The following is a 17,913-nucleotide window of genomic DNA, read 5'->3' on the forward strand; positions in this document are numbered from 1 at the left end:
GCCGTACGGGCCGTCGCCGGCACGGGGCCGTCGTCGTACGGGCCGTCACGGGGGCCGCTCCGGTCACCCGGTCGGCCCGTGCCCCCCGAGCGCGCCGGAACCACCGGGGCGACTCCGGGCGTCAGGGGCGCATGACCACCTTGACGGCGCCGTCCGCCTTCTCCTGGAACATCTTGTACGCCTCCGGGGCCTCCGTCAGCGGCACATGGTGGGTGGCGAAGCCGTCCACGCCGAGCGGGTCCTCGTCGCCCAGGAGCGGGAGGATCTCGTCGCTCCAGCGGCGGACGTTGGCCTGGCCCATCCGGAGCTGGATCTGCTTGTCGAAGAGGGTCAGCATCGGCAGCGGATCGGCGGCGCCGCCGTAGACGCCGCTGAGCGAGATGGTGCCGCCGCGCCGGACCAGGTCGATGGCGAGCAGCAGCGCGGCCAGCCGGTCGGCGCCGGCCTTCTGGTGGATCTTCGCCGCCCACGCCTTGGGCAGCAGGCCGGCGGCCTGCTGCTGGGCGCGGGCCACCCGGCTGCCGTGCGCCTCGGTGCCGACCGCGTCGATCACCGCGTCGGGGCCCCGGCCGCCGGTGCGGTCCTTGATCGCCTCGACCAGTTCGTCCGGCTTGTCGAAGGAGTTGAGGTCGAAGGTCTCGACCCCGCGCTCCCGGGCCCGGCGCAGCCGTTCGGGCACCAGGTCCACGCCGATCACCTGGGAGGCGCCCTGGTGGAGGGCGATCCGGCAGGACATGTCGCCGATCGGGCCGAGGCCGAGCACCGCCACCGAGCCGCCCGGCGGGACGGCGGCGTACCGTACGGCCTGCCAGGCGGTCGGCAGCACGTCGGAGAGGAAGAGGTAGCGGTCGTCGGCCGGCCCCTCGGGCACCTTGATGGGGCCGAACTGGGCCTGCGGAACGCGCAGATACTCGGCCTGGCCGCCGGGCACGGAGCCGTACAGCCGGGAGTAGCCGAAGAGGGCGGCGCCCATCCCCTCGTTCTTGACCTGGGTGGTCTCGCACTGGGTCGGCAGCCCCTGGCCGCACATGTAGCAGTGGCCGCAGGCGATCTGGAACGGCACCACCACCCGGTCGCCCGGCTTGAGCCCGGTCACCTCGGAGCCGACCTCCTCCACGATGCCCATCGGCTCGTGCCCCAGGATGTCGCCGGGGTTCATGAACGGGGTGAGCACCTCGTACAGATGCAGGTCCGAGCCGCAGAGCCCGGTCGAGGTCACCCTGATCACCGCGTCCGTCGGCTGTTCGATCCTCGGGTCCGGCACCGTCTCCACCCGGACGTCGCGCTTTCCCTGCCAGGTCACTGCCCTCATCGTGTCGATCCCTTCACCGGCTCTGTCGGGGGCCCGCGACGGGTACCCGGGGCCACCGGAACGTGAACCCGTTTCGGCCAGAGTGCGCCGGGAAGTCCGGTCCACCCTTCCTCAGAGGTATAGACCAGTGATAGCAATGGGTCACCCCCCGGGCGCGACCGACTACCCTGAGCGAAGGATTGCGAGAATGAACATGGCAGAGTCGCACGCGGCTGAGCCACAGATCTCCCCGGTACTCCCGCTCTACCTCCGGGTCGCCGCCGCGCTGCGCGACGACCTCGCCCAGCGGCGCATCCCGCCCGGTGCCCGGCTCCCGGCGGAGCGAACGCTCGTCCACCGCTTCCAGGTCAACCGCCAGACGGTCCGCAACGCGCTGCGGCTGCTCCGCGACGAGGGCCTGGTCGTCACCGAGCGCCGGGGCACCTTCGCGGCCGGGGCGGCGGGCCCCCGGCCGGGCGGACCGGCGCTCGCCGGGGATCTGCTGCGCTTCCCGTACGGGCCCGGCACCGCACCCGGCGCGACCGGCGAGACGCTGCTCGCCTGGGAGCCGGCCCCGGCGGAGCTGGCCGACCGGCTCGGGGTGCCGGCCGGCGAGCCGACGCTGACCCACGGCCACCGGGTGCTGGACGGGGACGGGGCCCCGGTGCAGCGGGCGGCCACCCGCTTCTCCCGGCACGCCCTCACCGAGGTCGCCGAACTCGCCCGGTACCGGCGCCGGGAGCTCTGGCCGGCCCGGCCCGACCTGGGGCCGCTCTACCACTGGATGCACCGGGCCGGGCTGCGGCTGACCCGGCGGGAGTCGATCACGGTCACCCCGGGGCCCGCCACCGCCGCCTGCCTCACCGTCCACCGGGAGGTCACCGACCAGCACGGGCACGTACTGGAGCTCACCGACCTCCGGTTCGCCCCCGGACAGGCACGCTGGACCTACGAGTTCAGCGGCTGACCCCGGGCCGCCGCCGTACGCGCCCCGGGGCGGGGTCCGGCGCCGGACCCCCGGGCCGCCGCCGCGCGGGCCGGGCGGACCGAACGGGCTGGTCGCGCCCCGGACCCGTGCGGGCCCCGGCCCCGAGTCGCCGGAGCACCGGGCGGCCGGTCAGACGATGCCCTCGGACAGCTCCGCCTGCTCACGGGCGGAGCCGTACGCCTGCGGAGTGCCGTACGAGCGGCGGGCGACGTACCACCAGACGCTGGCCAGCACCAGCACCACCGCCAGCGCGATCACCGCGTAGTTCATGGTGTCGAGGGTGACCGGGGACTTCTGCGGCAGACAGAACAGCACCGTCACCAGCGCCACCCACACCACCGCGGTCCAGCCGACCGGCCGGCTCCACCGCCCCAGGCTCCAGGGGCCGGGCCGGAACCGGTCGCCGGCCCGCAGCCGCAGGAAGACGGGGATGGCGTAGGCGGGGGTGATGCCGATGACATTGATCGCGGTGACCGCGCCGTAGGCGGTGGCCGAGTAGAGCGAGGGCACGGCGAGCAGCCCGGCGACGGCCACCGACAGCCAGACGGCGTTGGCCGGGGTCTGGGTGCGGCTGCTGACCCGGCGCCAGAGGGCGGACCCGGGCAGCGCGTTGTCCCGGCTGAAGGCGAAGACCATCCGGCTGGCGGCGGCCACCTCGGCGTTGCCGCAGAAGAGCTGGGCCACGATCACCACCAGGAGCAGCACCGAGGCGGCGGTGGAGCCGAGGGCGTCGATCAGGATCTGGGCGGGCGGCACCCCGGTGGCGCTGTTCTGGGTGCCCGCGTAGTCCTGGATGGCGAAGGTGAGCCCGGCGAGCAGCGCGAACCCGGCGAGCCAGGAGGCCCAGATCGCCCGGACGATGCCCTTGGCCGCGGAGACCGAGGCGTTGGAGGTCTCCTCGGAGAGATGGGCGGAGGCGTCGTACCCGGAGAAGGTGTACTGGGCCAGCAGCAGGCCGACGGCGGCGACGTAGAAAGGGTTGGTCCAGCCGGTGTCGTTGACGAACTCGGTGAAGACGAAGCCGGGCGACTGGTGGTGGTCGGGGACGAGCGCCAGCGCGCCCACGATGACGGCGACCCCGGCCAGGTGCCACCACACGCTGACGGAGTTGAGCAGGCTGACCAGCCGGACGCCGAAGAGGTTGAGCACGGCGTGCAGCAGCAGGATGGCGAGGAAGATCAGGAAGGTGGATCCGGCGGTGGGTTCGAAGCCGAACCGCAGATTGAGGAAGGCGCCGGTGAAGAGCGCGGCCCCGTAGTCGATGCCGGCGATCGCCCCGAGCAGTCCGAGCAGGTTGAGCCAGCCGGTGTACCAGCCCCAGCGGCGCCCGCCGAGCCGGTCGGCCATGTAGTAGAGCGCACCCGAGGTGGGATAGGCGCTGGTCACCTCGGCGAGCGCCAGGCCGACGCAGAGCACGAAGAGCCCGACCCCCGCCCAGCCCCACATCATGACCGCCGGGCCACCGGTGCCGAGCCCGAAGCCGTACAGGGTCATGCAGCCGGAGAGGACGGATATGACGGAGAAGCTGATGGCGAAGTTGCCGAACCCGCCCATCCGGCGGGCCAGCACCGGCTGATAGCCGAGCTCGCGCAGCCGTTCCTCCTCGTCCAGCGCGGTGGGGGCGGCGGGTTCGTCCGGCTCCGGACGGGCCCAGAGCGTACGGGACATGGCATGACCTCCGAGGGATGAACGGGGGAACGGGCTCGGGGTGGTGCGCACCGGACGGTGGGGGCCGTCCGGGATGGGCGGGAGGGGGCGCACCCGGTGAACCGGGCGGGCCGGGTGGGCGCGTGAACCGGGTCAACCGGGTCAACCGGGTCGACGGGGCGGGCCCGGTGCGGGGAGGACCGGCCGGCGTTCGGGGGGGGAGGGAGCAGCCGGGAGGCGGCCGGGACCGGGACCGGACCGGGACCCGGCCGGCTCCGGGCGGCTCCGCCTCACCGGCCCACGCCCCGGCCGGCGACCGGGGGGCGGGGCCCGCGGCCCGTCAGTCGGCCGCCGCCAGGCAGCGGGCGCGGGCGCGGACGAACACCTCCTCGGCCGCCGCCGGATCGCCGGGGTCACGGGTGCGGTACGACCAGGGCTGCGGGGTGTAGTAGGGGCCGAGCGCCCGGAAGACCGGCGCCGCCGCCTCGAACTTGAGGGCGCCCCAGAGCGCGTGCGCCAGGTGATTGAGGTCGGGCAGCGACGCCTCGGCCGGGTCCGCGCGGTCGAACCAGCCGATCAGCGCCCGCTGGGCCTCCCGGGTCGCGTCCTCGGCCACCCAGTGGAGGTCGAGGGCGCGTTCCTGGCCGTGCTCCCGGCGGTAGCGCTCCACCCGGACGTAGAGCGGGAGGGCGTGCAGCGGTGAGCCCGGGGGCGCCGACGCCACCGCCCACTGGACGAAGTTGGCCGCCTCGGAGACCGAGCCGCGCCCGTCGGGCCGCCCGCCGGACCGCCGGGTGTACAGGAACTGGAGCATCCGGTGGTACGCCTCCCGGTTGTGCGGGTCCCGCTTCCCCGCCTCGGCCAGCAGCCCCCACGGCCCGGGCGGCAGCATCGGCCCCGGCGGGCGTACCCGGTGCTCCGCCATCCGCTGCCCCTCGTCGAGCGGGGCGAGGGCGAGCAGGCACACCCAGGGGACCGGGTCGGCGGGTGCCGCCCTGCTCACCAGCCCGCACTCCTCCAGGGCCCGCTGCCAGAGCTCCCGGGTGCGGCGGTGTCCCTCCCGGTGGGCGCGTACGGCACGCTCCACGGCGACCCGGGCGTGCATCACCGCGGCGGCGGCGCTCTCCGGCTGCTCGGCGCGCCAGGCCCGTACCACGTCGGAACCGGCGGCGACAGCGGCCAGCACCTGGGTGCGCCGGGTCCAGGCCGCCCAGTCGGCGGTGTCCGCCAGCAGCTGGGCCATCGACACCCAGCGCCCGGCGCGCAGGTCCTGGAGCACCCCGCGCAGCGCGCTGTCATGGCCCGCCGGGTGGTACACCGGCCGGAAGTCCGGGCCCGCCATCACCCCGCCCCGGCCGGCCGGCGGGCCGGTGCGGATGCCGGCGGTACGGCCGGTGACCAGGGCGTTGGCGGTGTCGTCGGCATGGGTTCCTCTGGCGGGAAGGAGGGGCGGCGATCGGCCGCGGTGGCGCGGCCACGGCCGGGGCGCCCGGCAGCCGTCGTACCGCTGCCGCGCACGACCGGTGCTCACTTCCGGCCGTGCCTCAGCCGTTGATCGGCGCTCACTATAGGGCTCGTTGAACGATCGTGGATCACCTCGGTGCGATAAATGCTGTGTTCCGCGCGGGTTTTCAACATTGACGTCATTTGACGGGGCATCATGTCCGTTCCGTGTCCGCCCCCTCACGGAGGGATCTTGACTGCGGGCACTGGACTGGACCACTCTTCGTTCCGGTGACCGTGACCGTGACCGCACGAGGCGGCCGGCCCGGGCGGTCCGGGGACGTCCGGAGCACCGTCCCGGGTCCGCCCCGCCGGAGACGTCAGCCGCGGACGGGAACCACGGACGGGGATCGCGGACAGAGATCCGCCACCGCAGACCGCAGACCGCAGACCGCAGACCGCAGACCGCAGACGAGAACGACGGACGGAGCGCGCGATGACAGGCCCGGTGCTCGCCGTCGACCAGGGCACCTCGGGAACGAAGGCGCTGGTGGTCTGCCCGGAGCGGGGCGTCATCGGCTCCGGTACGGCCCCGGTGCGCCCCCGTCATCTGCCGGGCGGCCGGGTGGAGGTGGCTCCGGCGGAGCTGCTGGACTCGGTGCTGACGGCCGGCCGCCGGGCCCTCGCCGCCGCCGGGGAGCCGGTGGTCGCGGTCGGCCTCGCCAACCAGGGCGAGACCGTGCTCGCCTGGGACCCTGCCACCGGCGCCCCGCTGACCGAGGCGCTCGTCTGGCAGGACAGGCGGGCCCAGGACGTGTGCGACCGGCTCGCCCCGCACGCCGGACGGCTGGCCCGGCTCACCGGACTGCCGCTCGACCCCTACTTCGCCGCGCCCAAGATGGCCTGGATCCGCCGGGAGCTGACCCGGGAGGGCGTGGTCACCACCAGCGACGCCTGGCTCGTCCACCGGCTGACCGGCGCCTTCGTCACCGACGCGGCCACCGCCGGGCGCACCCAGCTGCTGGACCTGGAGCGGACCGCCTGGTCGGCCGAGGCGCTGGAGCTCTACGGCCTGGCCGGGGAGCGGCTGCCGGAGGTGGTGGACGCGGCCGGACCGGTCGGCATCACCACCGCCTTCGGTCCCGAAGTGCCGCTGACCGGGCTGCTGGTGGACCAGCAGGCCGCGCTGCTGGCCCAGGGGGCGATCGCGCCGGGCGCCGCCAAGTGCACCTACGGCACCGGGGCGTTCCTGCTCGCCCAGACCGGTGACCGGCCGGTGCGCGGGGACTCCGGGCTGGTCGGCTGTGTGGCCTGGCGACTGGCCGGGCGGACCAGCTACTGCCTGGACGGCCAGGTGTACACGGCCGCGTCGGCGGTGCGCTGGCTGGCCGATCTGGGGGTGATCTCCGGCGCGGACGACCTGGACCGGACGGGCGGGACGGTGCCGGACTCCGGGGGTGTCACCTTCGTCCCCGCGCTGGCCGGGCTGGCCGCGCCCTGGTGGCGGAGCGAGGCCCGGGGCGCGCTCACCGGGCTGGGGCTCGGCACCACCGCCGGGCACCTGGTGCGAGCGCTCTGCGAGGGGATCGCGGCGCAGCTGGTGGAGGTGGCCCGGGCGGCCGGCGCCGAACTGGGCACGCCGCTCGGTCCGCTCCGGGTGGACGGTGGACTGACCCGTTCGGCGCTGCTGATGCAGACCCAGGCCGATCTGCTCCAGCGGCCGGTCGAGGTCTCGGCGCTGCCCGATGTCACGGCCCTGGGTGTGGCGGCGCTCGCCCGGCTGGGACTCGACCCGGCGGCCGGGGCGGCGGAGGCACTGCCGGGCCTGCTGCCGGAGTGGCGGCCCTCGGCGGTCTACGAGCCCCGGATCACGGCGGCCGAGGCGGCCGAGCGGATGGGCGCCTTCCGCGCGGCGGTGGCGGCGCTCCCGGACCCGGCGCCATGACGGGCGGTACGGCGGCGGGCGCGTACGGCGGCTCGGGCGCCCCAACGGGCGCGTACGGCGGCACGGACGGTACGGCGGCGGGCGCGGGCGCCCCGGCGGGCGTGTACGGCGGCAGGGGGCCGGACCGGGACGCCCCGGCCGGAGCGGCCGGCGGGCGGGTCACCCGGGCCGGGGCGCTGCCGGCGGAGCCGTACGACGTGGTGGTGGTCGGGGCCGGGGTGGTCGGCACGGCGATCGCCCGGGAGCTGGCCCGGTACTCCCCGCGCGCCGCGCTGGTGGACGCGGCACCGGACGTCGGGGAGGGCACGTCCAAGGCCAACACCGCGATTCTGCACACCGGTTTCGACGCCGTGCCCGGCTCCCTGGAGGCCCGGCTGGTCCGGGACGGCGCCCGGCGGCTCGCCGGGTACGCCGCCGAGGCCGGCATCCCGGTGGAGCCGGTCGGCGCGCTGCTGATCGCCTGGGACGAGGAGCAGCTCGCCGCGCTCCCCCGGCTCGCCGCCAAGGCGGTCGCCAACGAGTACCACGCCGCCCGCCCGCTCACCGCCGCCGAGCTCTACGCGCGGGAGCCGCACCTCGGTCCGGGGGCGCTGGGCGCGCTGCATGTGCCGGGCGAGAGCGTCATCTGTCCGTGGACCACCCCGCTCGCCTACGCCACCCAGGCGGTACGGGCCGGTACCGATCTGCATCTGAACTGCGCCGTCCGCGCGGTCCGGGCCACCCCGGACGGCCACCGGCTGGCCACCTGCCGGGGCGTACTGACCGCGCGCCATCTGGTGAACGCGGCGGGTCTGGGCGCCGACGAGCTCGACCGGCTGCTCGGGATCGAGGACTTCACGGTGACGCCCCGGCGCGGACAGCTCGTCGTCTACGACAGGCTCGCCCGGGGGCTGGTGCGGCACATCCTGCTGCCGGTGCCCACCGCGCTGGGCAAGGGGGTGCTGGTCGCCCCCACGGTGTTCGGCAATGTGCTGCTCGGTCCGACCGCCGAGGACCTCACCGACCGGACGGCGACCGGCTCCACCGCCGAGGGGCTGGCCCGGCTGCGCGAACAGGGCGCCCGGATCCTGCCGGAGCTGATGGACGAGGAGGTCACCGCCGTCTACGCGGGGCTGCGCGCCGCCACCGAGCGGGACGACTACCGGATCACCGCCCGCCCGGACCTGCGGTACGTCACCGCGGGCGGCATCCGGTCGACCGGACTGACCGCCTCGATGGCGATCGCCGCCCATGTGGTGGAGCTGCTGGCCGGGACCGGGCTCGCCACCGGGACGCCCCGGGAGCTGCCGGAGGTGCGGATGCCCGCGCTGGGAGAGGCGTCCGAGCGCCCGTACCGGAACGCGGGACTGATCGCGGCCGACCCGGCGTACGGGACGATCGTCTGCCACTGCGAGCGGGTGACCCGGGGCGAGGTCCGGGACGCCTGCGCCGCCACCGTGCCGCCCGCGACCCCGGACGGGCTGCGCCGGCGGACCCGGGCGCGGAACGGGCGCTGCCAGGGGTTCGCCTGCGGACCCGCCGTCCAGGAGCTGTTCGAGCGGTACACGGGGGTACGCCGGTGAGCCGGTACGCGGACGCCACGTGGGGTACGCCGGTGGGCCGCCGGGAGCGCGTGGTGGACGTGCTGGTGGTGGGCGCCGGGCCCGCCGGGCTCTCCGCCGCCGCCCGGCTGGCCGCCGCCGGGGCGGTCCGGGTGGAGGTGCTGGAGCGGGAGCCGGTGGCGGGTGGCGTCCCGGTCCACTGCGACCACCCGGGCTTCGGGCTGCGCGCCCGGGGGCTCCGGCCGGTCACCGGTCCGGAGTACGCCCGCCGGCTGGCCGGGGCCGCGGTACGGGCGGGTGCCTCGCTGCGTACCGGGGTGACCGCCACCGGCTGGGCCGGGCCCCGCGTCCTGGACACCACGGGTCCGGGCGGGCTGGAGCGGATCACGGCCCGGGCGGTGGTGCTGGCGACCGGCGCCCGGGACCGTCCGCGCGCCGCCCGGTTGGTGCCCGGCACCCGACCGGCCGGGGTGCTGACGGCGGGTGAGCTCCAGCGTGCCGTGTACGGGTACGGCCGGCAGGTGGGCCGCCGGGCGGTGGTGGCCGGCGGTGGTCCGGTGGCCGCGCACGCGGTGGCGGCGCTGCGCCGGGCCGGGGCGGTGGTGGCCGCGCTGGCCACCGGGGAACCAGGACCGGGGCCGCGTACCGCCGGGGCGGGGGCGCCGGTGCTCGCCGGGGCGGTCGTCACCGAACTGCTCGGCCGGGGGCGGCTCTCCGGGGTCCGGCTGCGTCACCCGGACGGCCGGGAGACCCTGGTGCGCTGCGACACCGTGGTCTTCACCGGCGACTGGATCCCGGACCACGAGCTGGCCCGGACGGCCGGGGCCGCACTGGACCCGGCCACCCGGGGGCCCGCCGTCGACGGCTCCTTCCGCACCTCGCTGCCGGGCGTGTTCGCGGCCGGCAACGCGCTGCGCGGGATCGAGCGGGCCGCCGTGGCCGCCGCCGAGGGCCGGGCGGTCGCCGGAGCGGTGCTGGCCCGGCTCGCCGGTGCCGCGCCGCCCTGGCCGGCCGGTGGCACTCCCCCGGTCCGGGTCGCCGCGCCGTTCCGCTGGGTGGTGCCGAACCGGCTGGGCGGGACGCCGGGCCGCTTTCTGCTCCGCCCGGACCGGCCGCTCACCGACCCGGTGGTGGTGGCCCGTCAGGACGGCCGGACGCTGGCCCGGTGGTCCCCGCGCGGCACCTTCGGCCCGCACCGGTCGCTGGCGCTTCCCGGCGGCTGGGCGGATGCGGCCGACCCGGCCGGCGGGCCGGTCCTGCTCGCCGCCGACTGAGCCCGGGGGCGTACCGGATGCGTACCCGAGACGGCTCGGTGCGGGCCGGGCCCGGGCGCGTACCGGGGGGGGCGGGCCAGGGCTCGTACCGCGGGCGTACCGGGAGGCGGGTCAGCGGGGGTCGAGACCGGCGGTCCTGGCGGCCTCGCCCAGGACGTCGGTGAGCATCTCGGGGGTCAGCCGGCCGGTGAAGGTGTTCCGCTGGCTGACGTGGTAGCAGCCGAAGACATCGAGTCCCGGGCCGCCGTCGGTGGCGGGCAGCCGCACCCGGGCGCCGTGGCCGAAGGCGGGGCGCGGCCGGGGCACGGCCCAGCCGCCGGCGGCCAGCGCGGGCAGGGTGGCCTGCCAGCCGAAGGCGCCCAGCACGACCACCGCCCGTACGGTCGGCCGCAGCAGCCGCAGTTCCCCGGCGAGCCAGGGACGGCAGGTGTCCCGCTCGCCGGGGGTCGGCTTGTTCTCCGGCGGGGCGCAGTGCACCGGCGAGGTCACCCGGACGCCGCGCAGCCGCAGCCCGTCACCGGCGCGCACCGCCTCCGCCCGGTTGGCCAGGCCCAGGGTGTGCAGGGCGGCGAAGAGCACATCGCCGGAGCGGTCGCCGGTGAACATCCGGCCGGTCCGGTTGCCGCCGTGCGCCGCCGGGGCGAGCCCGACCAGGAGCAGGGCGGCGTCCGGCGGTCCGAAGCCGGGCACCGGCCTGGCCCAGTACTCCCAGCCCGCGTACGCCCGCCGGCCCTCCCGGCCCACCCGCTCCCGCCACTCGACCAGCCGGGGGCAGGCCCGGCAGTGCGTCACCCGCTCGTCCAGCACCGGCACCGATCCGGCCCCGGCCGCCTCCCGTACCGGGAAGCCGGGGTGCTCGGTCTCGTCCATCGCGGCGGTCTCTCCTCGGTTCTTCCGGCGGCACGGTCGGGGCGTCTCCCCGGCTGATCCTTGCCCGCCTCGGCGTCGGCATTCCGCCCGTCCCTCTCGCCGTTCCGCTCACGACCGCTCATCGCCCCGCTCGCCGTTCCGCTCGTCGCCCCGCCCGTCCGGGCAGACTTCCGGGCATGACGGTCAAACGAAGCGCAGGACTGCTGCTGTTCCGCACCCCCGACACGGGCCTGGAGGTGCTGATCGCCCATATGGGCGGCCCCTACTGGGCGGCCAGGGACGCGGGGGCCTGGTCGGTGCCCAAGGGCGAGTACGAACCGGACGAGGCCCCGGAGGCGGCGGCGCGCCGGGAGTTCACCGAGGAGCTGGGGCTGCCGGTGCCGGACGGGGAGCTGGTGCCGCTGGGCGAGGTACGGCAGGCCAACGGCAAGCTGGTGACGGCCTGGGCGCTGGAGGCGGACCTCGATCCGGAGCTGGTGGTGCCGGGCACCTTCACCATGGAGTGGCCACGCGGTTCGGGCACGCTGCGGGAGTTCCCGGAGATCGACCGGGTCGCCTGGCTGCCGCCCGGGGAGGCGGCGCCGCTGCTGGTGAAGGGTCAGCAGGAGCTGCTGGACCGGCTGATGGCGCATGTCGGCGGCCGGGACGAGGGCTGATTGTCAGTGGCGTGCGCCAGAGTGGGGGGTTCGGGACCAGTCGACGCCTGACAGGGAGTGAGAGATGACGACCACCCTCAGCACGGACGAGCGCGCCGCCGCCCAGGCGTACGTCCGGCTGGTCGAGACCGCTCAGGCGGTGCTCGGCGATCCGGAGCTCGCCCCCCTGGCCGGGATGTATCTCTCCTCCTCCATGGCGGAGGCGGACGAGGCGCTGCGCACGGCCGGCCTGGCGGGCAACGAGGAGCGGCTGCTCCGCTGTGTCACGGCGCTGCGCGGCACCACCACGGGCCCCGGCCACCCCGGCTGACGCCCCGTCGGGCCTGCTGTGCGGTGCCTCCCGCCGGGCCGCTGTCCCGCACCGCGCCGCCGACGGGCATCGGGCCCGCCGGACCGGGTAAACGGGGGGTCAAGCCACACCGCCCCGGAACACTCCGAAGGAGAGGCCCATGGCCGGCATCATCAACAGGATCAAGCAGTTCGCCCGCAGCCCGCAGGGCCGGCGCACCATCGCGTCGGCCCGCCGCGCGGCGTCCGACCCGCGCCGCCGCGCCCAGGCCCAGCGCCTGGTCACCCGGCTGCGCGGCACCCGCCGCTGAGCGCCACCGCACCACCACGGCACAAGAAGCTTCACGACAGGTACGGCCGTCCGCCGCCGTCCCCCGGGTCCGCCCGGTGGGCGGCGGCGGTCCGTCCCCCCACCGGGCCGGCCGTGACGCCGCCCGGCCGCAGGGGGATGCCGCTCAGGCCGCGCGCGGGAAGGCCGCCGCGCGGACGTGCGGCATGGCCGTACTGATGATCCGGTAACGGCCGTTCGGCAGCCCGGCGGAGGTGGTCACCCGCACCGTGAGCGGCCCGGCCCACTCATAGCCCTGCCGCTCGCCGTGGCGCGCCAGGGCGTCCGTGAGCGCCTGGCCGACCCGGCCGCCCCGGCGGACCAGCTCCTGGTGGACCGTCCGGTCGAGCTGGATCTCGTACGCGTTGGGCACCACCACCCGTTCCTGGCTGCACACCACGGCGTGGTCGTCGCACTCGTGGCGCAGGGCTTCGAGCAGTTCGACCGGCTCCGTGTGGAAGACCTTCGCGAGAAGGGCCTCCTGCCAGCGCTCCAGGGCTTCTTCCCACCGACTCAGCGTTCCCATGACAGAGCGGGTTGCCCGAACGCGGCCGAACACGCCTCCCCGTCGGTTTCCGCGCCTCACCCGCCGGTTTCCGGTCCGGCCGGGCCGCCCTCCGGCGGAGGCCCGGCCGAGCCGGTCCGGGCCGGGGCCGGCCCCTCCCGGGCCGGGGTCAGCCCTCCACCCAGCCGTGCGCCCGGGCCAGTTCCGCGACCCGGCTCCGCACGCGCTTCAGCTGGCCGGCGGTGAGGGTGGCGTCGGCGTCCAGCAGCGCCTCGGTGAGCTCGCCCCGGAACTCGGCGTCGGTCAGTACGTCCACGATGTCGTCGGCGTCATCGGGGCTCTCGGGATCTTCGGCATTTCTGGCGTTCCCGGGGTCGTAGAAGTCACCGGGGCCGTCGGCCTCGCCGGTACCGGCGGCGCCACCGGTGGAGGCGGTCCGCGCCGGGCGGGGCGGCTGCGCGGGCAGCGTCCCCGGGGCGGCGCGGTGCAGCAGCCTGATCCCGGACGCCTTGGGTCCCTTGTCCCCCATCTCCAGGAGGAACTCCACCTCCCGGCCCGCCTGATAGAGATACTTCTCGTCGAGCAGGTCATTGGCGTGCATGAAGACGTCCTCGCCCCCTTCCCGGGGGACGATGAAGCCGTAGCCCCGCACCTCGTCGAATCGCAGGATCCTGCCCACCGTCAGCACAGCCGTACCTCCCGCACCCCGCACCACTCCGTGCCGGGCGGCACCCCTGCGCCGCCCGGCAGCGAATCTACCGCTGTCCGCCGTCCGGGGCAGGGTGTTCGAACGGGTCCCGGCCGGGCGGGTCGAAGGAGGCGAGGTACGAGGCGGCCATGTCGTCCTCGCCCCGGCCGTGCCGGTCGAGGCGTTCGAACCGGGCGGCCCCGGCGGCGGCCAGATCGAGGCGGAGGCCGGCGCCCTCGGCGGCCTCACCGATGAGCCGGGCGTCCTTGAGGGCGTTGCTCACCGAGAAGTTCGGCCGGTAGTCGCCCGCCAGGACGGCGGCGGCCTTGGCCCGCAGATAGCCGTTGTCCAGCGGCCCGCCGGCGACGCTGTCCAGGAAGACCGCCGGGTCGACACCGAGCCCCCGGGCCAGCGCCAGCGTCTCGCCGGTGGCGTGGGTGAGCGCCGCGATCCAGCTGTTGACCACCAGTTTGAGCCGGCTGGCGGCGGCACCGGCCCCGTCGTCGGAGACCCAGGTGGTCGCCCGGCCGATGGCGTCGAAGACCGGGGCGAGCCGGTCCCGGGCGCTCTCCGGTCCGGCGGCGAGGATCAGGAGTTCCCCGGTCTCGGCGGGCTGCCGGGTGCCGACCACCGGCGCGTCCACGAAGACCAGTTCGTGGTCCCGCGCCCAGCCGGCCAGTTCGGCGGTGGCGGTGGCGCCGACGGTCGCCGTCTGCGCCAGGACGGCGCCGGGCGCCAGTCCGGGGGCCGCCTCGCGCAGGGCGTCGAGGACGGTCGGGCCGTCCCGGAGCGCGGTGAGGACCACCCCGGCGCCGGAGACGGCCTCGGCGGGCGAGGCGGTGCTCCGGGCGCCGTCCGCGACCAGCGCGTCGGCCTTCTCCCGGGTGCGGTTCCAGACCCGGACGTCCAGTCCGGAGCGGAGCATCGAGCGGGCCATGGCGGCGCCCATGATCCCGGCGCCGAGTACGGCCACGGTGGGGGCGGTCGCCGGCCCCGTCTCAGTCGTTGATCCAGTCACAGCGGGCAGCCTAGGCCGTGCCGTACGGACCTCCCGGGAGCGCGGCCCGGTCGCCCGCAGCGTCCCGGGGCGTGCGGCACCGTCACCGAGCCCCCGGCCGGGCGGGCGGCACCACCGCCGGGCCCCCGACCGGACCGGGTGGCGGCGGCGCCGGGCCCGGCCGCGTACCGGAGCGTCACCGTCCCGTCCGGCGGTCATCCGCACGGGCTCATCCGCACGCCACGACACACCGGGGCTCGACGGGCCGGGTGGCGCGGGGCGCGGCATGGTGGCGTGAGGAGGTTCAGGAGGTACCGAGGTGCAAGGGGATCGACCATGCCGATGATGCTGCGCCGGGCGCGCCTGTCCGACCACCGCGCGCTCGTGGAGTCCGCCCAGCGCTGGTGGTGGGAGGACCCCCGGACGCCCGCCGAGGGAGACCCGTCCCGTCAGCTGCCGAGGCTGTTCCTCCAGAACTTCGGCAGCACCAGCCTGGTGGCGGAGGACAACACCGGGATCAAGGCGTTCCTGGTGGGCTTCCACTCGGGCGACAACGACGACGACGCCTACATCCACTATGTGGGCGTCGATCCGGTGCTGCGCGGCCGGGGGCTGGCGCGGGGACTCTACTCGGCGTTCTTCAAACGGGCCGCCGAGGCGGGGCGGGAGCAGGTGCGGGCGGTGACCTCGCCGCGCAACGGGCCGTCGGTGGCGTTCCACCGGGCGCTGGGGTTCACGCCCGAGGCCGGGGACCAGGAGGTGGACGGCCTGCCGGTGCACAGCGACTACGACGGCCCCGGTCACCACCGGGTTTGTTTCCGGCGTATGACGGCTGGGTGAAATGGCCGGCGGCGGGACGGCGGTGGCTGGTCCGTCCGGGGGACGGCGCCCGTTCCGTGGCCTACGATCCCGTTCGGGCGGCTCACCTGTTCCCGCCGCCCCACATATCAGGAGGTCAACCGTGCCGAGCGTCCGCTCCCGTACCGTCCTCACCGCCTGCGCCACGGTGTCCGGGCTGGTGCTCGTCACCGCCTGCTCGTCGTCCGGCAAGAACGCCGGCGAGGCGAAGGGCGGGGTGCCGGTGGTCGAGAAGGGCAAACTGACCACCTGCACCCATCTGCCCTATCCGCCGTTCCAGTTCGAGCAGAAGGGCAAGGTCGTCGGCTTCGACGTGGCGGTGGTCGATCTGGTGGCCAAGAACCTGGGCGTCGAGCAGAAGATCCTGGACACCCCGTTCGAGAACTTCAAGACCGGTGCCTTCCTCAACTCGGGCCAGTGCGATCTCGCCGCCGCCGGTATGACCATCACCGACGAGCGCAAGAAGAACGTCGACTTCTCGGTGCCGTACTTCGACGCCACCCAGGCGCTGCTGGCCACCAAGGAGAGCGGTGCCACGAGCCTGGCCGACGTGAAGGCGAAGAAGCTGAAGCTCGGCGCCCAGGCGGAGACCACCGGCGAGAGCTACGCCAAGGGCCAGGGGTTCGACCCGGTGGCGTTCGAGAGTTCCGACGCGGTGCTCAACGGGCTGCGCACCGGTCAGGTCGACGCGGTGGTGATCGACTACCCGGTGGTGCAGGGCTGGCTCAAGGACAAGGCCAACGCGGACGCGTTCGCCCTCGGCCAGAGCATCGAGACCGGTGAGCAGTACGGGTTCTCGGTGAAGAAGGGCAACACCAAGCTGAAGGCGGCCATCGACAAGGCGATCACCGACGCCCGCGCCGACGGCACCTACGACAAGCTCTACCGGCAGTGGATCGGCCCGCTGCCCAAGGGACAGTCGTGACCTCTCGGCTGTCCAGGCGCCAGTGGCGCCGGGTGTCGCAGGGCGTCCAGTACGCGGTCTTCGCCGGCGTGATCGTGCTGGTCGCGGTGCTCGCCGACTGGGACCGGCTGCGCACCCAGTTCGCCCAGAAGGACCTGGCCGGGCAGCTGTTCCCGGACATCATCACGGTCGCGCTGCGCAACACGGTGGTGTACACCGTCTCCGGCTTCGTCTTCGGACTGGTACTGGGGCTGGTCGTCGCGCTGATGCGGCTGTCGTCGGTGGCGCCCTACCGGTGGGCGGCGAGCGTCTACATCGAGATCTTCCGGGGCCTGCCGGCCCTGCTGATCTTCATCTTCGTGGGTGTGGCGGTGCCGCTGGCCTTCCCGGGCACGGAGATCCCCGGCGGTACGTACGGGAAGGTGGCGCTGGGCCTCGGTCTGGTCGCCGCCGCGTACATGGCCGAGACGATCCGCGCGGGCATCCAGGCGGTGCCCAGGGGCCAGATGGAGGCGGCGCGCTCGCTGGGCTTCTCGCACGCCCGGGCGATGGTGTCGGTGATCATCCCGCAGGCGTTCCGGATCGTCATCCCGCCGCTCACCAATGAGCTGGTCCTGCTCTTCAAGGACTCCTCGCTGGTGCTCTTCCTGGGGGTCACCCTGGAGGAGCGGGAGCTGACCAAGTTCGGCCGCGACCTGGCCAGCCAGACCGCCAACTCCACACCGATTCTCGTCGCCGGCCTCTGCTATCTGCTGGTGACCATTCCGCTGAGCTTCGTGGTGCGCCGCCTCGAAGCCCGCGCCGACCGGGCCAGGTGAGGCACGAGTGACACCCCCGACTCCCCCCGCTCCGAAGACTCCCGGGGCCGGTCCGCCGGCCTCGCCCGCCGCGCCGGGAGCGGCCGGCGGACCGGAGATCGAGATCCGGGAGCTGCACAAGTCCTTCGGCGACAACCAGGTGCTGCGCGGCATCGACCTGGAGGTGGCGCGCGGCGAGGTGGTGTGTGTCATCGGCCCGTCCGGCTCCGGCAAGTCGACGCTGCTGCGCTGCGTCAATCTGCTGGAGGTACCCACCTCGGGCCGGGTCCTGGTGGGCGGCACGGAGCTGACCGACCCGGATGTGGACATCGACGCGGCACGCCGCCGGATCGGCATGGTCTTCCAGCAGTTCAACCTCTTCCCGCATGTGACCGTCACCGAGAACCTCACCCTGCCGCAGCGCCGGGTGCTCGGGCGCGGCAAGGAGGAGGCGGCCCGGGTCGCCCGGGAGAACCTGGAGCGGGTCGGTCTCGCCGACAAGGCCGGCGCGTACCCGGCCCAGCTCTCCGGCGGGCAGCAGCAGCGGGTGGCGATCGCCCGGGCGCTGGCCATGGACCCGCAGGTGATGCTCTTCGACGAGCCGACCTCCGCGCTCGACCCGGAGCTGGTGGGCGATGTGCTGGCCGTGATGCGGATGCTGGCGGCCGAGGGGATGACGATGATGGTCGTCACCCATGAGATGAGCTTCGCCCGGGAGGTGGCGGACCGGGTCGTCTTCATGGACGGCGGCCGGGTGGTCGAGGAGGGTCCGGCCGCCCAGGTGGTCGGGGACCCGCGCCACGAGCGCACCCGGAACTTCCTCAACCGGATCCTGGACCCGGCGGCGGCCGACCTGTAGCGGGGCCGTCGTCGCCGTCCTCCTACCGCCGCCT

General features: G+C 75.2%; 18 protein-coding genes. 11 read left to right on the forward strand and 7 right to left on the reverse strand.

From position 1 onward, the window contains the following. Window positions 1–121: 121 nt before the first annotated feature. Window positions 122–1,312 (reverse strand): zinc-dependent alcohol dehydrogenase, encoded by a 1,191-nt coding sequence (locus NX801_RS14415; protein WP_258788080.1) that lies wholly within the window; start codon window positions 1,310–1,312, stop codon window positions 122–124. Between the two features lie 187 nt (window positions 1,313–1,499). Here NX801_RS14415 and NX801_RS14420 point away from each other — a divergent pair, with 187 nt between their 5' ends. Next, the gene (locus tag NX801_RS14420) at window positions 1,500–2,258 is read left to right on the forward strand and encodes a GntR family transcriptional regulator (RefSeq protein ID WP_258788081.1); all 759 of its coding nucleotides are present in this window, start codon (window positions 1,500–1,502) and stop codon (window positions 2,256–2,258) included. Between the two features lie 150 nt (window positions 2,259–2,408). Here NX801_RS14420 and NX801_RS14425 read toward each other — a convergent pair whose 3' ends face one another. Further along, on the reverse strand, window positions 2,409–3,947 hold the full coding sequence (locus NX801_RS14425) for an amino acid permease (protein ID WP_258788082.1): 1,539 nt from the start codon (window positions 3,945–3,947) through the stop codon (window positions 2,409–2,411). 319 nt (window positions 3,948–4,266) lie between these two features. Continuing rightward, window positions 4,267–5,268, reverse strand: a complete 1,002-nt coding sequence (locus NX801_RS14430) for a hypothetical protein (RefSeq protein ID WP_258788108.1) — start codon at window positions 5,266–5,268, stop codon at window positions 4,267–4,269. Window positions 5,269–5,865: 597 nt separating this feature from the next. Between NX801_RS14430 and NX801_RS14435 the strand changes: the two genes are divergently transcribed. Genes NX801_RS14435 through NX801_RS14445 form a run of 3 tightly spaced genes read left to right on the forward strand, consistent with a single transcriptional unit; the run spans window position 5,866 to window position 10,129 of the window. Continuing rightward, complete coding sequence (locus NX801_RS14435) at window positions 5,866–7,314, forward strand: FGGY family carbohydrate kinase (RefSeq protein WP_258788083.1); 1,449 nt, start codon at window positions 5,866–5,868, stop codon at window positions 7,312–7,314. Further along, a complete protein-coding gene (locus NX801_RS14440; protein ID WP_258788084.1) occupies window positions 7,311–8,876 on the forward strand; it encodes an FAD-dependent oxidoreductase in 1,566 nt (521 codons plus the stop codon). The genes NX801_RS14435 and NX801_RS14440 overlap by 4 nt, the downstream gene beginning before the upstream one ends. A gap of 32 nt (window positions 8,877–8,908) precedes the next feature. After that, the gene (locus NX801_RS14445; protein ID WP_258788109.1) at window positions 8,909–10,129 is read left to right on the forward strand and encodes an NAD(P)/FAD-dependent oxidoreductase; all 1,221 of its coding nucleotides are present in this window, start codon (window positions 8,909–8,911) and stop codon (window positions 10,127–10,129) included. Window positions 10,130–10,240: 111 nt separating this feature from the next. On the opposite strand, the gene NX801_RS14450 is transcribed toward NX801_RS14445, so the two are convergent. Then, entirely contained in the window at window positions 10,241–10,999 is a 759-nt protein-coding gene (locus tag NX801_RS14450) for a uracil-DNA glycosylase (protein WP_258788085.1), read from the reverse strand. 176 nt (window positions 11,000–11,175) lie between these two features. Between NX801_RS14450 and NX801_RS14455 the strand changes: the two genes are divergently transcribed. The 3 genes from NX801_RS14455 to NX801_RS14465 all read left to right on the forward strand — a co-directional run bounded on the left by NX801_RS14455 (window position 11,176) and on the right by NX801_RS14465 (window position 12,254). Further along, window positions 11,176–11,655 carry an NUDIX hydrolase gene (locus NX801_RS14455; protein ID WP_258788086.1) on the forward strand — a complete coding sequence of 160 codons (480 nt, stop codon included), beginning with the start codon at window positions 11,176–11,178 and terminating at the stop codon, window positions 11,653–11,655. A 64-nt stretch (window positions 11,656–11,719) separates the two neighbouring features. Next, window positions 11,720–11,965 (forward strand): hypothetical protein, encoded by a 246-nt coding sequence (locus NX801_RS14460; RefSeq protein ID WP_258788087.1) that lies wholly within the window; start codon window positions 11,720–11,722, stop codon window positions 11,963–11,965. 139 nt (window positions 11,966–12,104) lie between these two features. Continuing rightward, window positions 12,105–12,254 (forward strand): hypothetical protein, encoded by a 150-nt coding sequence (locus tag NX801_RS14465; RefSeq protein ID WP_258788088.1) that lies wholly within the window; start codon window positions 12,105–12,107, stop codon window positions 12,252–12,254. A gap of 144 nt (window positions 12,255–12,398) precedes the next feature. Here NX801_RS14465 and NX801_RS14470 read toward each other — a convergent pair whose 3' ends face one another. The 3 genes from NX801_RS14470 to NX801_RS14480 form a co-directional block, all read right to left on the reverse strand. Continuing rightward, window positions 12,399–12,797 carry a DUF3662 domain-containing protein gene (locus NX801_RS14470; protein ID WP_258788089.1) on the reverse strand — a complete coding sequence of 133 codons (399 nt, stop codon included), beginning with the start codon at window positions 12,795–12,797 and terminating at the stop codon, window positions 12,399–12,401. A 148-nt stretch (window positions 12,798–12,945) separates the two neighbouring features. After that, the gene (locus NX801_RS14475; RefSeq protein ID WP_258788090.1) at window positions 12,946–13,464 is read right to left on the reverse strand and encodes a cold shock domain-containing protein; all 519 of its coding nucleotides are present in this window, start codon (window positions 13,462–13,464) and stop codon (window positions 12,946–12,948) included. A 67-nt stretch (window positions 13,465–13,531) separates the two neighbouring features. After that, window positions 13,532–14,482: an NAD(P)-dependent oxidoreductase gene (locus NX801_RS14480; RefSeq protein ID WP_309505835.1), complete on the reverse strand. Its 951-nt coding sequence runs from the start codon at window positions 14,480–14,482 to the stop codon at window positions 13,532–13,534. Window positions 14,483–14,797: 315 nt separating this feature from the next. On the opposite strand from NX801_RS14480, the gene NX801_RS14485 reads away from it, so the two are divergent. From NX801_RS14485 to NX801_RS14500, 4 genes are all read left to right on the forward strand, one after another. Continuing rightward, on the forward strand, window positions 14,798–15,301 hold the full coding sequence (locus NX801_RS14485; RefSeq protein ID WP_258788091.1) for a GNAT family N-acetyltransferase: 504 nt from the start codon (window positions 14,798–14,800) through the stop codon (window positions 15,299–15,301). A 121-nt stretch (window positions 15,302–15,422) separates the two neighbouring features. Then, window positions 15,423–16,244, forward strand: a complete 822-nt coding sequence (locus NX801_RS14490) for an ABC transporter substrate-binding protein (RefSeq protein WP_258788092.1) — start codon at window positions 15,423–15,425, stop codon at window positions 16,242–16,244. Beyond that, window positions 16,211–17,041 carry an amino acid ABC transporter permease gene (locus NX801_RS14495; protein ID WP_428986146.1) on the forward strand — a complete coding sequence of 277 codons (831 nt, stop codon included), beginning with the start codon at window positions 16,211–16,213 and terminating at the stop codon, window positions 17,039–17,041. Before NX801_RS14490 ends, NX801_RS14495 begins: the two co-directional genes overlap by 34 nt. A 97-nt stretch (window positions 17,042–17,138) precedes the next feature. After that, window positions 17,139–17,879 (forward strand): amino acid ABC transporter ATP-binding protein, encoded by a 741-nt coding sequence (locus NX801_RS14500; RefSeq protein ID WP_258788111.1) that lies wholly within the window; start codon window positions 17,139–17,141, stop codon window positions 17,877–17,879. Window positions 17,880–17,913 lie beyond the last annotated feature (34 nt).

It is taken from the genome of Streptomyces pyxinae (genome assembly GCF_024756275.1).
GTDB lineage: Bacteria > Actinomycetota > Actinomycetes > Streptomycetales > Streptomycetaceae > Streptomyces > Streptomyces pyxinae.